The sequence below is a fragment of the Chryseobacterium sp. HNCC26DJ240 genome (assembly GCF_057180485.1).
This window is the reverse complement of record NZ_JBXUGK010000006.1, coordinates 34,733-50,594: the sequence shown is the minus strand read 5'-3', so window position 1 is coordinate 50,594 and position 15,862 is coordinate 34,733. Positions and strand designations below refer to the sequence as shown.

Sequence of the window (15,862 nt, the reverse complement as noted above, 5' to 3'; positions counted from 1 at the left end):
GTATGATACAAGACCAGCGCACAGAAAAATTCAGGCAGATTGTTGAAAACAAGTTTCAGATTTACAATTCACTTTTTATGAGTCTGCCTTACGATAAAATGACCAATATCGGGATGCTTCTTCCTTTTTTATATGAAGAAAGTAAAAACGGCTACGAGGCAGGCAAAACCCCCGAGGTAATTGTTGAAGAATTTTTTACAAGCCATACCGATCTTCAGACAGAAGACCAGAAACTGGAGTTGCTCTTTAAAATTATACAATATATTGAAAGACAGGTCGTGTTGTTTGACAGCATTGAGGATGCTGCTTTCCCTAGTCTACACGCAGAAAATGACAATGGAACAGTAACTCATTTATATGAAAAGGCAATCAATAATCACGAGTTGGAAAAAGTACGTGAAAAGCTGGAAGATTTTAGTGTGAAAGTGGTGTTTACAGCACACCCAACGCAGTTTTATCCAAATTCTGTTCAGAAAATAATTCATGATTTAAGGGCCGCAATCACTTCTGATTCAATCACTCAGATTGATATATTGTTGCAACAACTCGGGAAAACACCTTTTGTAAATAAAGAAAAACCAACACCGATTGATGAGGCATTAAGCATCATCACTTATCTTAGATTTGTTTATTATGAAACTGTCGGAGATCTTTTCACCAAAATAAAAAGAACATTTTCTACTGAAGATTTTCAGCTGCACGAAGATCTTATCCAATTGGGATTTTGGCCAGGTGGTGATCGTGACGGAAACCCGTTTGTGACTGCTGAAGTGACGAAAAGAGTTGCTTCAGAATTACGTTCTGCCATTTTAAAATCATATTATAATCATCTGAAATTTGTTAGAAGAAGATTGAGTTTCAGAGGAGTTTCTGATATTTTAAGAGATCTGAGTGAAATGCTTTACGATGCTATTTTTAAAGATCATGAACTCAATGCAGAGCAAATTCTTCAGAAAATTGACGAAGCTGAAGAAATACTGATGAGACACCACAACGGACTTTTCCATGATATTCTTTTAGGATTTAAAGACCGTGTGAAAATTTTCGGAACCCACTTCGCAACTCTAGATGTAAGACAAGACAGCAGAGTTCATCAGCAGGTAATTGATACAGTTTATACAAAATTATTTGGTAGCAACGAAGCAGATTTTAAGACAAAATATTCAAAGTTGATTGAAACTTCAGAAAAAATCAACATCAACGATTTTGAAGATATTGTAAAAGATACTTTAGAAACTGTTTGCCAGATTACAGATATTCAGCAGCAAAACGGATTGAGAGGGATGAACCGTTATATTATTTCCAATTCTGATGATATTAAAGATGTGATGAATGTTTATGCATTTTTCAAACTTTGCGGCTATCAGGAAGAGGATATTAAAATGGATATCGTTCCTTTGTTTGAAACCATGGAAGGTCTTGCCAACGCCGAATCTGTGATGAATGAACTTTACAGTCATCCTGTGTATAAAAAACATGTTGAAAACCGTGGAAATCAGCAAACCATCATGCTCGGATTTTCTGATGGAACCAAAGATGGAGGTTATTTAAAGGCGAACTGGGAAATTTACAAAACCAAAGAAGTATTAACTTCCATTTCAGAACAGAACGGAATTAAAGTCGTCTTTTTTGATGGTAGAGGCGGTCCACCAGCGCGCGGCGGTGGTAAAACCCATGATTTCTATGCTTCACAGGGAAAAACAATTGCCAATAATAAAATTGAATTGACCATTCAGGGGCAGACGATTACCAGTATTTTTGGAAACAGAGAACAGGCAACGTTTAATTTTGAACAGCTTTTGACTGCGGGAGTGGAAAATGATGTTTTTAAAAGCAGTAAGAAAGATTTGACGGATGCTGAAAGGAGTTTAATTTCAGAACTTTCGGAGATTAGTTTTAAAAAATATTCAGATTTAAAAGCCCATCAGATGTTCGTGCCGTATCTGCAGGAAATGAGTACACTTCAATATTACGGAAAAACCAATATCGGAAGTCGTCCATCAAAGAGAGGAAGCGGAAATGAACTGAAATTTGAAGATCTTCGCGCTATTCCTTTTGTGGGTTCATGGTCTCAACTCAAGCAGAATGTACCGGGATTCTTCGGTTTTGGATTTGCGATGAATCAATTGAAAAAAGAGGGTAGATTCGATGAGATCAGACAGTTGTATTCTGGTTCCGATTTCTTCAAAACTTTGGTTTTAAATTCGATGATGAGTATGAATAAGACTTATTTTCCATTAACGTATTATATTAAAGATAACCCAAAATTTGGTGAGTTCTGGACGGTTCTTTTTGATGAATACCAGCTTTCAAGAGATATTATGCTGGAGTTGACAGGCTTTAAAATTCTTCAGCAGGAAGATCCGCTTTCAAGAAAATCGGTTAAAATTCGTGAGAAGATTGTGTTGCCCCTTTTGAGTATTCAGCAATATGCTTTAATGAAAATTCAGAAAGGTGAAGGCAATAAAGAAGCTTATGAAAAGCTCGTTACGAGATCGCTGTTTGGAAATATTAATGCGAGTAGAAATTCGGCTTAGAAAAAAATAATCACTTTAAAATAAACAAACTGCCCCAAAGAAATAATTTTTTTTTGGGGCAGTTTATTTTACTGTATTTTAATGTATTTATTCACCATTTAAGCCCATCATGATTTTGGAAAGATATTCCTGTTCTTTTAAAACCTTTTCATAGGATTGTTTTGCATAAACAGGTGATATTCTGTAGTTTTCAGAAAAGGTATCAAAGCCCTGATTTTCAACGAAGGCTGAAAAATTAGCGAGATATTCTGTAATAAAATTATCGATTAATTTCTTTCTTATTTCACATCCCGTGCTTGTTTTCATTCTCTGTAAGGAGTTCAGAATAAAAGATTTATCTGCGCCAAAGCTGATGATTTGGGAAACTACAGATTTACTGTTCAAAACCGTTGCTTCCTGCACAATAGGTTTTGGGTCATCTTCAAACATCATGATCTTAAGTTTTAAATAGTGAATGAGTTCATTAAATAGTTGCTTTTCCTTCTACGCCGTCAGAATTGTCGCTTTTAGTGCCACTAACTGCAGCCGCTACAAAACTTAGAAGACTCACAAGCTTTCCTGCTTTTGTGTCCCAGTAATACGTGTCTTTAGGTTCCACTCTGATGATGGAAACGGTAGGGTCGTCCTTTCCGTCAAACCACGCATTGGCAATTGGTGACCATTTTTCTTCAATTGTTGATTGGTCTTTGTAAACGAAAGCTTCACCATAAACAGAAAGATATTCAGAATTTGAATTGTTCATGAAATAAAGCTGAACTCGGTTGTCTTCTTTAATTTCAAAATTTTTGTTGCTTGTATCACTGCTGATAAACCATAGGTTTCCAGATTCATCTGTTTCCTGTAAAGACATTGGTCGTGAATTGCTTGGCAATTTTCCCAAATCTGTACAGAACATACAGATTCTGGCAGCTTCAGAAAGTTCTTTGATTTTCTTAATTGCGTCTTCACGCATAAGGTTTTCGGTAGACATAATATTAATATTTTAGTGTGTGATTTTCTAAGCAATTCAAAAAGCTGACCAAATTTTACAAATTATATTGAAATTTACACAAAAAATATATTTTTTATTAAAATTAGGACCTTTGTTTAATTTAATTTTAAAAATATGGGTATTCTATGATTGTAATCATAATTTGGTGCCTGCGCTATTTTTATTTTAGTCTACGAATTCAAAAATTACACTTAAATAAAATTTTATAAAAAAATTATTTTTGTTAGCGACTGTTGTTTTGTTTACATTATGCTGTAAAGAAAAAAAGCTGACGACAACTCAACAAATATGTCTGATTCTATTTCTACAGACTCAATGACAGCTCCTGTAAATCTAATACCTCAGGACCAATGTGATGACTGCAGATTCTGCAAAAACATCGAAAATGAGAAATGATTCCACGAAATGAAAAGTTTGTTTCGTTATTTAATAACTACAATTCTATTCTGTAAAAAGAGTAGAATTGTATTTTTAGTTTAATACAAAAATTTGTAAATTAGTTAAATAATTATTCCCTTTATGGCTGATAACCTTCCCGTAGCTAAAACGCTGAGCTGCATGAAAATAGAAGAAGAACTACTTCTGTCTTTTGGCGGTGAAATAAAATCTTACAAACAGAATGAGTTTATCTTTAAAGAAGATGAAAAACCCGCTTATTACTTTCAGATTGTTGATGGAAGCATAAAAGAGAATAATTATAACGAAATGGGAAGCGAATTTATTCAGAATATTTTGGGTAAGGATCAAAGTTTTGGTGATTCATTTCTGTTTTTACATAAAAATTATAACATTAACGCTGTTACATTAACTGATTGCCAGATTATTAAGCTTAAAAAAGATGATTTTTTCAGGTTAATTAAAGAATATCCCGAATTGTCTGTGGATACCAACAAATGTCTTTCGCAGAGATTGTATTTTAAAACAGCAATGATTCAGAATTTGGCATCATCGCTTCCAGAAAAAAGAATTTTGGGACTTTTAGATTATCTGAAAAGCTTTCATAAAGATGATGATAAATTTTCGTTTTTAGTAAAACTCACCCGTCAACAGATTGCGGATTTGATTGGCCTTAGAGTGGAAACAGTAATCCGTACTGCCAAAAAACTTGAAAAAGAGAACTTTCTGAAAATTGAAGCAAGAAAAATCTATTATTAAATTAATAGAAAATCTTACGGTTCCGAATTTTTAAAATTCCGTTTTTCTCCATATTTTTTATTGCTCTTATTACTGTTTCTACACTGAGACCTGTAATAGAAGCCAATTGCTGCCTTGTAAGCTGTATCTGAAGCGAAAATTCAGATTGGTCTTGCTCATTGTCTTTCAGATAATCAAGAAATGCCTTGATCTTTTTCTCTGGACTCTGTACGGCAATAGTCTGCATCATCACAAACTGATAATGCATATATTCTGATAAATGGCTCATCAGGAAAGGGTAGATGTTCTGATTTGATTTCAACAATTCAAGAAATGATAGCTTGGGAAGTCTTAAAACGGTAACGTCATTAATGGCGATGCTGTTGATGCTGTATTTTTTTTCTGTGAAAAGATAAGAAGTACCAATACTGCTGTTTTCAGCAACAATCCCGTGAATAAATTCTTTTCCGTTTTCTATATAATTGTTGAGTTTTACTTTTCCTTCGGTAATATGATAAAAATAATTGGCAACTTCATTTTCCGAGAAAATTTTGTCGTCGTTGTCATAAGACTTGTATTCGGCTCCGAATGAAAGTAGGAGATCTTCAGAAATCATGTTTAATAATGCGGTTTTGTCTACTGTGAACTTTAAAAATGTAAAGAAAAAAAATTTTTTTTTCATAAGTGAATGAATGTAGTACCACACAGATACCACATGGAAAGGATTTTCAATTTAAAAACACTGTGTTTATGCTGAAACTACTGTGATTTCAATCATAAAAACTATACGATTAACAATAATATATTTGAAAAATTGTAAGAAAAGCTTTAATAAGCATAAAAAATTACAGGTAACTACATTGTGGAACCGTTTTTGAAACCACAGAATAAGTGGTGATAATTTAAAATATGAACGACAAAAATATAAATGTTTCTAAAAGTAAAAAAAATATTTTTACAGATAATCAGGAAATTGTAGGTCTTGCAAAAAATAATTCGCCAAGACTGCTGAATACCTGCAGATCTATATTTCCAACATTTTTTGAAAATCTAAAACAGATTAATCCGGATTTGAAAAAGTCTGAATTAATTTTCTGTGTTTACCTGAAGCTGGATTTTAGCACGAAAGAAATTGCTATCTATACTTTCGTAACTCCGAAAGCTATACAAAACAGGAAAAACAGAATAAGAAAAAAACTGAACATCGCTTCTGATGTAGATATTTACAAGTGGTTTGACGAATTGTAAAAATCAAATCTCATAAATTTCGGCATCCGTAAAAACATAGAATCTTCCATTTTTCGGGAGATTTTTTGTGTCCAGACCTGTGAACTCGCTGAATGCCGGAAGCAAAAGTTGATTTTCTGTCAATATAAAACAAGGAAGTTTAATTTTTTTTACAGGCGAATTAATGACATATCCCGGATGAATGTGTCCTGAAATCTGAAACTTTTCCTGTTTTGTATCAAAGTCGTGAATGAATACGAAATTTTCAGACTCATATTTTTCGCCTCTAAAATCAAGACATAATTTTTTATCTAAAGCTTTAGAAATCCGGTCATGGTTTCCTTCAATCAGATGAAATTTTAGGTCAGGAAACTGCTTTTTCCAACTACAGAATTCTGCTACTTCAGAATTATCTCCCGCATGAAGCAAATCGCCAACAACCATAAATTTTTCCGGCTGAAAATATTCAATTAAAACAGATAAACGCTGAAGATCGCTTTCAAAAACCTGATTGGCAAGTGCGATTCCGTTTTTTCGGAAGTGTGCGCTTTTCCCGATGTGAAGATCGGAGAGTACCAAAGCTTTTTCGTCTTCCCAAAACAGAGCACGCTGATTGGTGAGAACAAAACTTTGATTTTTTATCTTAATTACTTTTGTAGAAACTTTCATTTTGAAGTTGCAAATTTATTGCTTTTATTTTTAGTTTAAACAAAAATAGAACCCTGAAAAAATCAGGATTCTATCAAAAAATTAAGTATTTATGAATGTATTTTTTCTTTACTTCTTCAAAATTTTCTGTGTGTATTCAGATCCTTCGTTCAGCTTTAGTTTCAGAACATAAGAGCCGGTTTTCAATCCTGAAAGATCTACTTTCTCAGCATCGAAATTAGGCTTAATCATCTGTCCTGCTGTGTTATAAACTTCAGCTGATAAGATTTTACCCTGACCTTTTACATAAACATAATCGGTTACAGGATTTGGATATATCTCAATATTTAATTTTTTTACATCTTTTACTGATAATAGAGCGGCATCAAAACGCTTCACTTTCACGCCATTATCAATATAGGCAAGCACTACTTTATTATTAGAATCTACTGCGAGCTCATTAAATGTAGATGCGCCATCAGAAATTACAGTTCCTCCTATTTTATTCCAGGCCGTTGCACCGGGATTTAGAGCATATACCTGATTCTTTGCATGATTGGCATTTGAACTGTCCCAGATACTTGCAGCTGCGTAAACTGTTCCGTTACTGGCTAAGGCAATAGTGGTATTATTAACTACTGAGTCTGAGAAATTTGCAGCTCCAACCTGTACCCAATTTGTACCGTCAAACTTTTTCACGTTAAGTTTTCTGCCATCACCACTTGCCGAAACATAAGAAACATATGGCACATTGTTACTATCTAAAGCAATATCAATGAAAGAATTATCTGATGAATAAGCTGTGCTTGCATTTGCTCCGCCTACTAAAGTCCAGGTATCTGTACTGCTGGCATTAACACTTATTTTGTAAACTTTCAAACCACTTACTACTTGTGCTACGTAAATAAAATCATCACTACCAACCACCATTTTTACATAAGTAGAACCGCCTGCAAAGCCAGTATTTCCCACTTGCTCCCATGCTCCGTTTTTATATCTTTTAACGGTACCATTGTTTAGTGAGTGATGAGCGATAACATCACCTGACGAAGAAACCGCCAAAGCCTGATAATTAATCTGTGAAGTTGCAGCATTTGGAAGCATAGACCACGCACCATTGCTGAATTTTCTGATTTCCATCCCAGCAGCTCCAGCCTGATTACTGTAATATATGCTTCCCGCATTATCCATGGCCATACATCCGTAAAGTGCTGTTGTAGTTGTTACACCGGGTGTACCGCCTACATAAGACCATGACTGACCATCAAACTGCTGTACAGATCCTTTGGTTACACTAGTATCGTAATAAGATAAATAATAATTCCCAGAACCCGTTGTTAAAAAGTTTAACCAGCTTGCACCGGCTGCAGATACAGTGGCATTTGATCCTACATTATCCCACTGTCCCTGGGATTTTGCTGTAATTCCCAAAAGGAAAACTGAGGCAGTAAGAATTGATTTTTTTAATAAAATAGATTTCACAGTCATACTTTTTCTAATTTTAAAATTGTTAAATGAATAATCGAAATAATTCTAAATATTTAAATGAATAAATGATGAATTTTCGATTGGTTTTTGTAGTAACAAATCTAAAGCAGAAAAAAAACAAAACCGAATTTCATGGTGAGAGAATTGTGAATTTAGATACTCATCATGTACTTTAATGTCTTAAAAGGGTACTTGTGGTAGGGAAAAGCACTTCTGATTTTAAATTAAACAAGAAAAGTGAACAAGTTGACAGAATATGATATTGTTGGAATTAATCTATTTCTAATTAAATAATTGTTAATAATTTGGTCTAAAACTATTAATTCAATAATTAAATCTGATCAATGTAATGGTAAATGTCTACATCTTGAGGGATCTCAAATTTTTTACGAAGTCTGTATTTTTTATTCTGAACCGTACGGGTTTCTATAAATGTATATTTTGCGATTTCTTTGGTACTGAGTTTAAGTTTCAGCATCGCACAGAATTCTCTTTCTGAAGGTTGGAGTTCAGGATGTTTTTGTGAAAGGTTGGCAATGAATTCTGGAAAAGCCAACTCAAAATTAATAAGAAATGTCGGGTCGTTTTTCTCTAAAAGTTCAATGAGTTGTTGAATAATTTCCGTTGATGGTCCGGACCTTTCCTGACGGAATTCAACTTCATTTATTGTTGCAGACTTTCTTTTTTTTGTAAAATAATAAAGACCAAGTGCACTTAGAATGCCCATTCCTAAGATGATATATAGAAAATACTGCGGACTCCTGTTTTGCTGATCTTTTTCTTTGCTAAGGACTTTTTGTAATGAATTGTATTTGCTGTTCATTACTTTCAAATCGTAGGCTTCTGCTTTATTTCGGTAAAATTCTGCACTGTCTTTTTGGTTGATTGCAGAGTAAATTCTTTCTAATGGAAGATAAATTTCGTTAAGATTAAGATCTGTTCCATTAGTTTTATTAATTTTTAAAGCCTGATGAAAATATCTGATGGCGGTTATAAAATCTTCTTTTTTTTCATAATAGTTGCCTAAAACCGTAAAATTAGCCATTAAATTTCTATCATCCTGACGGTCTTTTGGCTGAATTGCAAGAGATTTTTCTGCAAATATCTTAGCTGAATCTATATCTATCTGAAGATAAATATTGGCAATATTAGAATAATTAAGATACTGAAAAGCATTCCTTTTTTCAATATCTTCAATTTGATAACCGTTCCTGATGACTTGTTTGATTTTTTTTGCGGCTTCTTTCGGCTGTTTTTTATCCAAATAAATATTGGCAAAACTGCTTAAAACATTAGCTTTTGCAAAGAAAACCTTCTCACTTTTTTGGTTTGCCTTTTCTAAAAGCTCGTAAGCATCATTCAAATTCTCAATGGCACGATCGGGAAGATTATTGATAGAATAGGTCTCTGCAAGATAAACATTAGCCATCGCTTCAAAATAATAATCATGATAGTTTGATGAAATCTTTTTCAGATTTTCGGCTTGTACGATAAGACTGTCTGTAAGATTTTTGCTGTAAAAATAACGACATTTCCTGTCGATAATTTTCATCTCAGCCGTCTGATTTTTTAGTTTTCGTGAAAGTTTCAGAAGCTCAGGAAGCTGTTGGAATGCCTGATCGATATTGTTTTGGTAAAGCTCAGAATTTTCTTTCATTTTGCGGTCGAGTTCATTGGCAGAAAGGGTTTTCTGTGCATAAGATGGAGTGCTGACAAGCAAAACGCAGCCTGTAAAAAAAGAGATTTTAATGGCTTTGAAAAAATTCACAAAAACTTAATTTAGATTTAAAAGAGTAAAAATATATAAAAAACAGGAATTTGTGAAATATAAAACATGATAATGTTAAATTGTGTGAAAATAATTGAAAAATGTTGTAAAAAACACTCTACTTGATTTTTTTAGCCTGTTGAATCAATTTCTGAATTCTTGCATCCAGATTCTCACTCGTCAAAGTCTGTCTCAAACTATCCACTTTTATCGGGAAGCTCAACGGTGTAAAAGCATTCGCAAACTTCAGGATAATTTTCGATTTTTCAATCCGTTTAAAAGATTCCACTAATCTTTGTTCCTGTAATTGCATATTAAAAACTTCCGTATAAGCCTGTCTCACCAAAAAATGATTAGGGTCATAATCTTCCAAAACTTTGAAAATTAAACCTGCCGAACTTTGAAGCGATTTATTAGAACGTTGTTGTCCAGGAAAATTTTGAACCACCATTCCTGAAATCACAGCAATATCTCTGAATTTTCTTCGAGCCATTTCCGCAGCATTAATACTGGAAATCACATCAGTCATTAGATTTTCTCTTGTCAGAATTTTCTCTAAATTATCTTCATTCAGCGGGATTTCTTTATCGCTGAACAACTCAAAACCATAATCATTCATTGCCATTGAGAAAGAAATAGGAGAGAGTTTGGAGATTCGGTAAGCAATCAGCGCAGCCATTACTTCGTGAACCAATCGACCTTCAAAAGGATACATAAACAGATGATAACCTTCTCGATTTTTAATTAATTCAACCAAAAATTCGTCTTCTTTTGGAATATGAGAACGTTCTTCCTGATTCATCAAAAGCGGATGAAGGAACTTCAGTTCTTTTTCGGATGCTTTTGGATTTAATGCTCCGGAAAGTTTTTCTCTGAGAAAATGTCCGAGATTTGAACTCAACGGCAATCTTCCACCTAAATAACTTGGTGCTAAAGCTTTTCCCTTTGACAATCGCACATAGACAGTCATATCTTTTACCATTGCGACTTCCAAAACACGGCCTGCCAAGATGAATTTTTCCTCTTTCTTTAATTTCGAAATAAAATATTCCTCAACCATTCCGATATATCCGCCGGAAATAAATTTCACTTTTAGCATCGCATCGCTCACAATCGCGCCCATATTCATCCGATGAAGCATCGCAATTCTTCTGGAAGTCACTTTGTGCAAACCGTCTTCCATTACGACGACTTTGTGGTATTCTTCGTAGTTTTTCAGCGCACTTCCGCCAATCGTTAGAAAATCGATGATGGCTTTCCATTCTTCATCCCTGATTTCCTGAAACGTATAAATTTGTTTGATTCTTTCGTAAGTTTCATCGGGATAAAATCCGTCGCCAATCGCCAAAGTCATCAGAAACTGAACCAAAACATCGAAACATAAAACCTGTGGTTCACGAGGCTCAATCACATTTTGTTTGACGGCTTCTTTCAGAGCTGAAACCTCAATTAATTCTAAAGAATGGGTTGGAACGCAATAGATTTTTGAAGTCTCAAAAGGGGAGTGGCCACTTCTTCCAGCTCGTTGCAGAAATCTCGCAACCCCTTTAGCAGAACCGATTTGAATAACAGTATCAACAGGTTTAAAATCAATTCCTAAATCTAAAGAAGACGTGGAAACAACCGCTTTTAGTTTACCATTACTTAGATTTTCTTCAATCCAAATTCTTAGATGCGCATCAATCGAACTGTGATGAATAGCGATTTGTCCGGCAAAATCGGGATAAGCTTCAAGCAGAAGTTGATACCACATTTCGCTCTGACTTCTGGTATTTGTAAAAACAATCGTCGATTTTGAATTTAGAATAATCGGGACAACTTTATCTGCCAATTTATGACCGAGATGTCCTGCCCAAGGCAAAATTTCCACTTCATCCGGAAAAACCGAAAGGATATCGATTTTCTTTTTCTCTTTGGCTGTGATTTTTGTCTTTTTGATGTTGTAAGGAATCAAAACCTCCATCGCTTCATCCAAATTTCCAATTGTTGCAGAAATTCCCCAAATCTTCATTTTCGGAACATATTTTCTAAGCTGAGAAATTCCCAATTCAACCAAAACACCACGTTTTGAACCCAACAATTCGTGCCATTCATCCACAACGATACATTGCAAATCCTTGAAAAAACGCTGATTATTTTTTTGTCCAATAAGTAAGTGTAAACTTTCGGGAGTTGCCACAAGGATTTCGGGCATATTTTTGACCTGTTGCTGACGGACTTTCGGGTCTGTGTCGCCATTTCTTACACCGACTGCCCAATCCAGACCAATCTCGTCAATCGCTTCCTGCATTGCTTTGGCGATATCTTTGGAAAGCGAACGAAGTGGTGTAATCCAAATCATTTTCAGTCCGCTTTTGTATTTCTTGGGATGATTCAGAAAGTCTGAAATCAAAGCTAAAAAAACGGAATAAGTTTTACCAAAACCGGTCGGCGCAACAACCATTCCGCTGTAACCATTCCCGAATTTCTGCCAAGTATCAATCTGAAATTTGAAAGGAGAAATCGATTTTTCCATCATCCAGTTTTGAATGATTTTAAAGCCGTTGGTATTTTCGTAGTTGCCCAAATTCTGATAATTATTTTATTTAAACGCAAAGAGCGCAAAGATTTTTTGATATTCTCCTGCATATTTTTCGTTCGCAAAGGCGTTTCACTCAGCTAAGAAAAATTTCTGTCATTTGCTGAACGAAGTGCCTTTGCGAACAAAAAATGTTTTCAAAAATTTAAAAAGAAACCTTGCGACCATTGCGTTTAAAAAATTTATTGTATCAATTTCTTAATCTCTTCAATATTATCAATCTCATCCACGGTTTTATCTTTTCGCCATCTTAAAATCCTCGGGAAACGCAATGCAACACCGCTTTTGTGACGATTACTAAATCCGATGCCTTCAAACGCAATTTCGAAAACAAGCTCGGGTTTTACGGTTCGGACAGGACCAAATTTCTCTATCGCATTTTTGTTCACAAACTTGCTGACTTCCATTATTTCTTTATCAGTCAATCCGGAATAGGCTTTTGCAATTGTGACTAATTTATCTTCACTTTTCACGGCAAAAGTATAATCGGTGTAATAAGCGCTTCGTCTTCCGCTTCCTTTTTGAGCGTAAATCAGAACAGCGTCAATCGTCAACGGATTGATTTTCCATTTCCACCAATCGCCTTTTTTTCTGCCGGAATGATAGTGAGAATTTTTCTGCTTCAGCATCAGACCTTCACTGTTGATTTCTCTGGAATTTTCTCTGATCTTATTTAATTCTTCCCAGTTTTCAAAATCAATGGCTTGAGAAATTTTGATGTTTTCGGGATTTTCATTTAATAATAATTCTTCCAACATTGCCCGTCTTGCGGAGATTGGTTTTTCCCGCAAATCAGTTCCTTCCAATTCCAACAAATCATACGCAAAAACCTGAATCGGAATTTCAGAAAGCATTTTCTTGGTTAAAGTCTTTCTATTCAAACGTTTTTGTAATTCATTAAAATTTAAAACTTTATCATCTTTTACAGCGAGAATTTCGCCATCAATCACAAAATTTCCTTTCATATTCTGAACAACTTCTTTGATTTCGGGAAACTGTTCGGTAACCAATTCTTCTCCACGAGACCAAATGAAAACTTCATCATTTCTTCGGATGATTTGTCCACGAATTCCGTCCCATTTGTATTCAATCAGCCATTCATCGGGAGTTCCGAGTTCCTCCAAATCTTTTTCGAGCGCATAAGACAAACAAAAAGGGTAGGGTTTTGAATTATCAGGATTGATATTTTCGGCAGAAATCAGTTCCTTGAATGAAACTTCGTCAGGTTGCCATTTTCCCATCAAACTGTGCATCAGCGTACTTGCTTCCTGTCCGGAAAATTTTGTCAAAGCATTAATTAAAGTTTTATCTGAAACTCCGATTCTGAAACTTCCGCCCAATAATTTATTGAAAATCAATCGTTCCGTGTAATCCAAACCGTTCCAGGAATTCAGAACGAATTCTTTTTTTTCTGCGTCAGATTTATTTTTTAAACCGACGATTTCATTCATCCATTCAGACAAAGATTTCTCTATTTTTTCTGTTGGTGGCGGAAGAATCAATGACAAAGTTTCGCCCAAATCTCCAACCGAAGAATAGCTCTCCTGAAACAGCCAAAAAGGCAATTGGATAATCTCCAACGCCCATTCTTTCATATAATTGGTATTCACATTTCGTTTCGGTCTTTTGCCCGTAAACAGGGCGATGAACCACAATTTATCATCATCAGGAGCACGTTCCAAATAATCGATAATCGCATCGATTTTGGCATTGGTTTTATTGGTGCTTTCGAGAGCGTTGATGAGTTCTGCGAAATTTTTCATACTTCAGGATTTTCAGTGGTTTCTTTTTCAGTTACCTCTTCATCATCGTCTCCATAAAGTGTTTCCACAACATCAGATTTAATTCCGATTTCATTTAAATATTTCGAAAAAACTTCCGTTTGACCGTGTGTAACGTGCACGATTTCTGCTTCCGTCGCTTTCACAGCTTCCAGCAGACCTTTCCAGTCGGCGTGGTCGCTCATCGGGAAACCAGCGTCCATACTTCGCCATCTTCTTGCACCACGAACCTGCATCCAGCCAGAACAAATCGCTGTCGCCGCATCCGGAATTTTCTTAATCACATTACTATCCACCAAAGCCGGCGGAACGATAACAATATCTCCCGCAACGTGTTTGATGCTTTCTCTAAAATCGGGAACTTCATATTCGGGAAGGACAATTCCAACCTCTTCAAAAGCTTTGTTCAATTTTCCAATCGAGTAGTGGACGTGGATTTTTCCCATTCCTTCAACAGCTTTCATTATCCGCTGTGCTTTACCCAAAGAATAACCTATAAAAACAGAAGTTTTCTGATTTTCCTGATTTCTTAAAACCCAATTCTGAAGTCTTTTATTCAAATCCGGAACTTCCAGCCAATTGTAAATAGGAAGCCCGAACGTACTTTCAGTAACAAATTCGTTGCATTTTACCAGTTCGAAAGGCGTACTCAATCCATCATCCTGAACTTTATAATCTCCGGAAATCACGCTCACATAACCTTTAAATTCCAACCGAATCTGAGCCGAACCAATGATATGTCCAGCCGGATGAAGCGAAAGTTTCACACCGTTGATATCGAGAACTTCGCCATATTGCAAAGTCTGACACTCGATATCTTCAGCAATTCTTTTCTTTAAAATTGGTTTGGTAAAATGATGACAAAGGTATTTTTTCATTCCCCAACGAGCGTGGTCTGCGTGACCGTGCGTGATAACCGCCAAATCAACTGGTCGCCACGGGTCTATGTAAAATTTTCCTTGCGGACAATAAATGCCTTTGTTTGTGAATGTAATGAGTTTCAAAAGTGTGATGATTAGTGTGTTTCTGAATATTCAAAAACCTAACCAAATTATTTTTTCTCAATACTTTTCTGCAAATCGCTCCACGCTCCGCCGTTATACACTTTTTTGAACCCTTTTTCTTTTAAAATATGCTCGACTTTTACGCTTCTCAAACCGTGCGAACAAACTGTGATATAGGTTTTATTTTTGTCAAGTTCATTATATCTTTCTCTGATTTCGCCTAAAGAAATATTCTGTGAACCGGAAATATGTCCGGTTTTAAACTCTTTTTCTGTTCTCACATCGAGAATGATGGCGCCATTTTTAATTAATTTATCTAAACCATCATCTAAAGTCTGGTATTTATAAACCCTGTAAACAATGTAAATCAATAGAATTACGCCACAGAAAATCAACATATTCTTCATAGTTTGCTGAGGATTTTTCTGTCAATGTAAAATGTCCCAAATGGAATAATACAAGCTAAAAGTACTTTCCAAGTTATATCTTTGAATTTCCAGTTTTGTTCTACGCCGACACTCAAAGTATTGAACAAAAACAACAGAAATAATGAACCGTGAATAGGTCCCATCATTTTTACCAAAGCTGGATTATCAAATCCATATTTCAACGGAACGGCGATGAATATTAAAGTTAATAATGAAATTCCTTCAAGAATCGCGATGATTCTCAAACGTCCGATTTTGGTTTTAAATAAATTTATCAT

14 protein-coding genes are annotated in these 15,862 nt (G+C 35.1%); 3 read left to right on the top strand and 11 right to left on the bottom strand.

Going from position 1 to position 15,862, the window contains the following annotated elements:
* Nucleotides 1-2: 2 nt before the first annotated feature.
* Entirely contained in the window at nt 3-2,537 is a 2,535-nt protein-coding gene (locus tag AC2A1G_RS12720) for a phosphoenolpyruvate carboxylase (RefSeq protein ID WP_484047289.1), read from the top strand.
* A gap of 87 nt (nt 2,538-2,624) precedes the next feature.
* Here AC2A1G_RS12720 and AC2A1G_RS12715 read toward each other — a convergent pair whose 3' ends face one another.
* Entirely contained in the window at nt 2,625-2,969 is a 345-nt protein-coding gene (locus tag AC2A1G_RS12715; RefSeq protein WP_484047288.1) for a hypothetical protein, read from the bottom strand.
* Between the two features lie 31 nt (nt 2,970-3,000).
* A complete protein-coding gene (locus AC2A1G_RS12710; RefSeq protein ID WP_484047287.1) occupies nt 3,001-3,507 on the bottom strand; it encodes a pyridoxamine 5'-phosphate oxidase family protein in 507 nt (168 codons plus the stop codon).
* 540 nt (nt 3,508-4,047) lie between these two features.
* On the opposite strand from AC2A1G_RS12710, the gene AC2A1G_RS12705 reads away from it, so the two are divergent.
* Nucleotides 4,048-4,683: a Crp/Fnr family transcriptional regulator gene (locus tag AC2A1G_RS12705; RefSeq protein ID WP_484047286.1), complete on the top strand. Its 636-nt coding sequence runs from the start codon at nt 4,048-4,050 to the stop codon at nt 4,681-4,683.
* 1 nt (nt 4,684) lies between these two features.
* On the opposite strand, the gene AC2A1G_RS12700 is transcribed toward AC2A1G_RS12705, so the two are convergent.
* Nucleotides 4,685-5,344, bottom strand: a complete 660-nt coding sequence (locus AC2A1G_RS12700) for a Crp/Fnr family transcriptional regulator (protein WP_484047285.1) — start codon at nt 5,342-5,344, stop codon at nt 4,685-4,687.
* Nucleotides 5,345-5,571: 227 nt separating this feature from the next.
* On the opposite strand from AC2A1G_RS12700, the gene AC2A1G_RS12695 reads away from it, so the two are divergent.
* A complete protein-coding gene (locus AC2A1G_RS12695; protein WP_484047284.1) occupies nt 5,572-5,910 on the top strand; it encodes a helix-turn-helix transcriptional regulator in 339 nt (112 codons plus the stop codon).
* Between the two features lie 3 nt (nt 5,911-5,913).
* Here AC2A1G_RS12695 and pdeM read toward each other — a convergent pair whose 3' ends face one another.
* The 8 genes from pdeM to AC2A1G_RS12655 all read right to left on the bottom strand — a co-directional run bounded on the left by pdeM (nt 5,914) and on the right by AC2A1G_RS12655 (nt 15,862).
* Entirely contained in the window at nt 5,914-6,558 is a 645-nt protein-coding gene (pdeM, locus tag AC2A1G_RS12690) for a ligase-associated DNA damage response endonuclease PdeM (RefSeq protein ID WP_484047283.1), read from the bottom strand.
* A gap of 108 nt (nt 6,559-6,666) precedes the next feature.
* The gene (locus tag AC2A1G_RS12685) at nt 6,667-8,025 is read right to left on the bottom strand and encodes a T9SS type A sorting domain-containing protein (RefSeq protein WP_484047282.1); all 1,359 of its coding nucleotides are present in this window, start codon (nt 8,023-8,025) and stop codon (nt 6,667-6,669) included.
* A gap of 331 nt (nt 8,026-8,356) precedes the next feature.
* Complete coding sequence (locus AC2A1G_RS12680) at nt 8,357-9,793, bottom strand: tetratricopeptide repeat protein (protein WP_484047281.1); 1,437 nt, start codon at nt 9,791-9,793, stop codon at nt 8,357-8,359.
* Nucleotides 9,794-9,911: 118 nt separating this feature from the next.
* Nucleotides 9,912-12,311 carry a ligase-associated DNA damage response DEXH box helicase gene (locus AC2A1G_RS12675; protein ID WP_484047591.1) on the bottom strand — a complete coding sequence of 800 codons (2,400 nt, stop codon included), beginning with the start codon at nt 12,309-12,311 and terminating at the stop codon, nt 9,912-9,914.
* A gap of 242 nt (nt 12,312-12,553) precedes the next feature.
* Entirely contained in the window at nt 12,554-14,134 is a 1,581-nt protein-coding gene (locus tag AC2A1G_RS12670; RefSeq protein ID WP_484047280.1) for an ATP-dependent DNA ligase, read from the bottom strand.
* Complete coding sequence (locus tag AC2A1G_RS12665) at nt 14,131-15,156, bottom strand: ligase-associated DNA damage response exonuclease (protein ID WP_484047279.1); 1,026 nt, start codon at nt 15,154-15,156, stop codon at nt 14,131-14,133. Before AC2A1G_RS12665 ends, AC2A1G_RS12670 begins: the two co-directional genes overlap by 4 nt.
* Before the next feature lie 47 nt (nt 15,157-15,203).
* Nucleotides 15,204-15,563: a rhodanese-like domain-containing protein gene (locus AC2A1G_RS12660; RefSeq protein WP_484047278.1), complete on the bottom strand. Its 360-nt coding sequence runs from the start codon at nt 15,561-15,563 to the stop codon at nt 15,204-15,206.
* A complete protein-coding gene (locus AC2A1G_RS12655) occupies nt 15,560-15,862 on the bottom strand; it encodes a DUF3817 domain-containing protein (protein WP_484047277.1) in 303 nt (100 codons plus the stop codon). The genes AC2A1G_RS12660 and AC2A1G_RS12655 overlap by 4 nt, the downstream gene beginning before the upstream one ends.

Coding starts and splice junctions, on each gene's coding strand:
- AC2A1G_RS12695 (WP_484047284.1), top strand. CDS start 5,572: ATGAACGACAAAAATATAAATGTTTCTAAAAGTAAAAAAAATATTTTT.
- AC2A1G_RS12710 (WP_484047287.1), bottom strand. CDS start 3,507: ATGTCTACCGAAAACCTTATGCGTGAAGACGCAATTAAGAAAATCAAA.
- AC2A1G_RS12660 (WP_484047278.1), bottom strand. CDS start 15,563: ATGAAGAATATGTTGATTTTCTGTGGCGTAATTCTATTGATTTACATT.
- AC2A1G_RS12685 (WP_484047282.1), bottom strand. CDS start 8,025: ATGACTGTGAAATCTATTTTATTAAAAAAATCAATTCTTACTGCCTCA.
- pdeM (WP_484047283.1), bottom strand. CDS start 6,558: ATGAAAGTTTCTACAAAAGTAATTAAGATAAAAAATCAAAGTTTTGTT.
- AC2A1G_RS12720 (WP_484047289.1), top strand. CDS start 3: ATGATACAAGACCAGCGCACAGAAAAATTCAGGCAGATTGTTGAAAAC.
- AC2A1G_RS12705 (WP_484047286.1), top strand. CDS start 4,048: ATGGCTGATAACCTTCCCGTAGCTAAAACGCTGAGCTGCATGAAAATA.
- AC2A1G_RS12655 (WP_484047277.1), bottom strand. CDS start 15,862: ATGATAAATTTATTTAAAACCAAAATCGGACGTTTGAGAATCATCGCG.
- AC2A1G_RS12700 (WP_484047285.1), bottom strand. CDS start 5,344: ATGAAAAAAAAATTTTTTTTCTTTACATTTTTAAAGTTCACAGTAGAC.
- AC2A1G_RS12675 (WP_484047591.1), bottom strand. CDS start 12,311: ATGATGGAAAAATCGATTTCTCCTTTCAAATTTCAGATTGATACTTGG.
- AC2A1G_RS12715 (WP_484047288.1), bottom strand. CDS start 2,969: ATGATGTTTGAAGATGACCCAAAACCTATTGTGCAGGAAGCAACGGTT.
- AC2A1G_RS12670 (WP_484047280.1), bottom strand. CDS start 14,134: ATGAAAAATTTCGCAGAACTCATCAACGCTCTCGAAAGCACCAATAAA.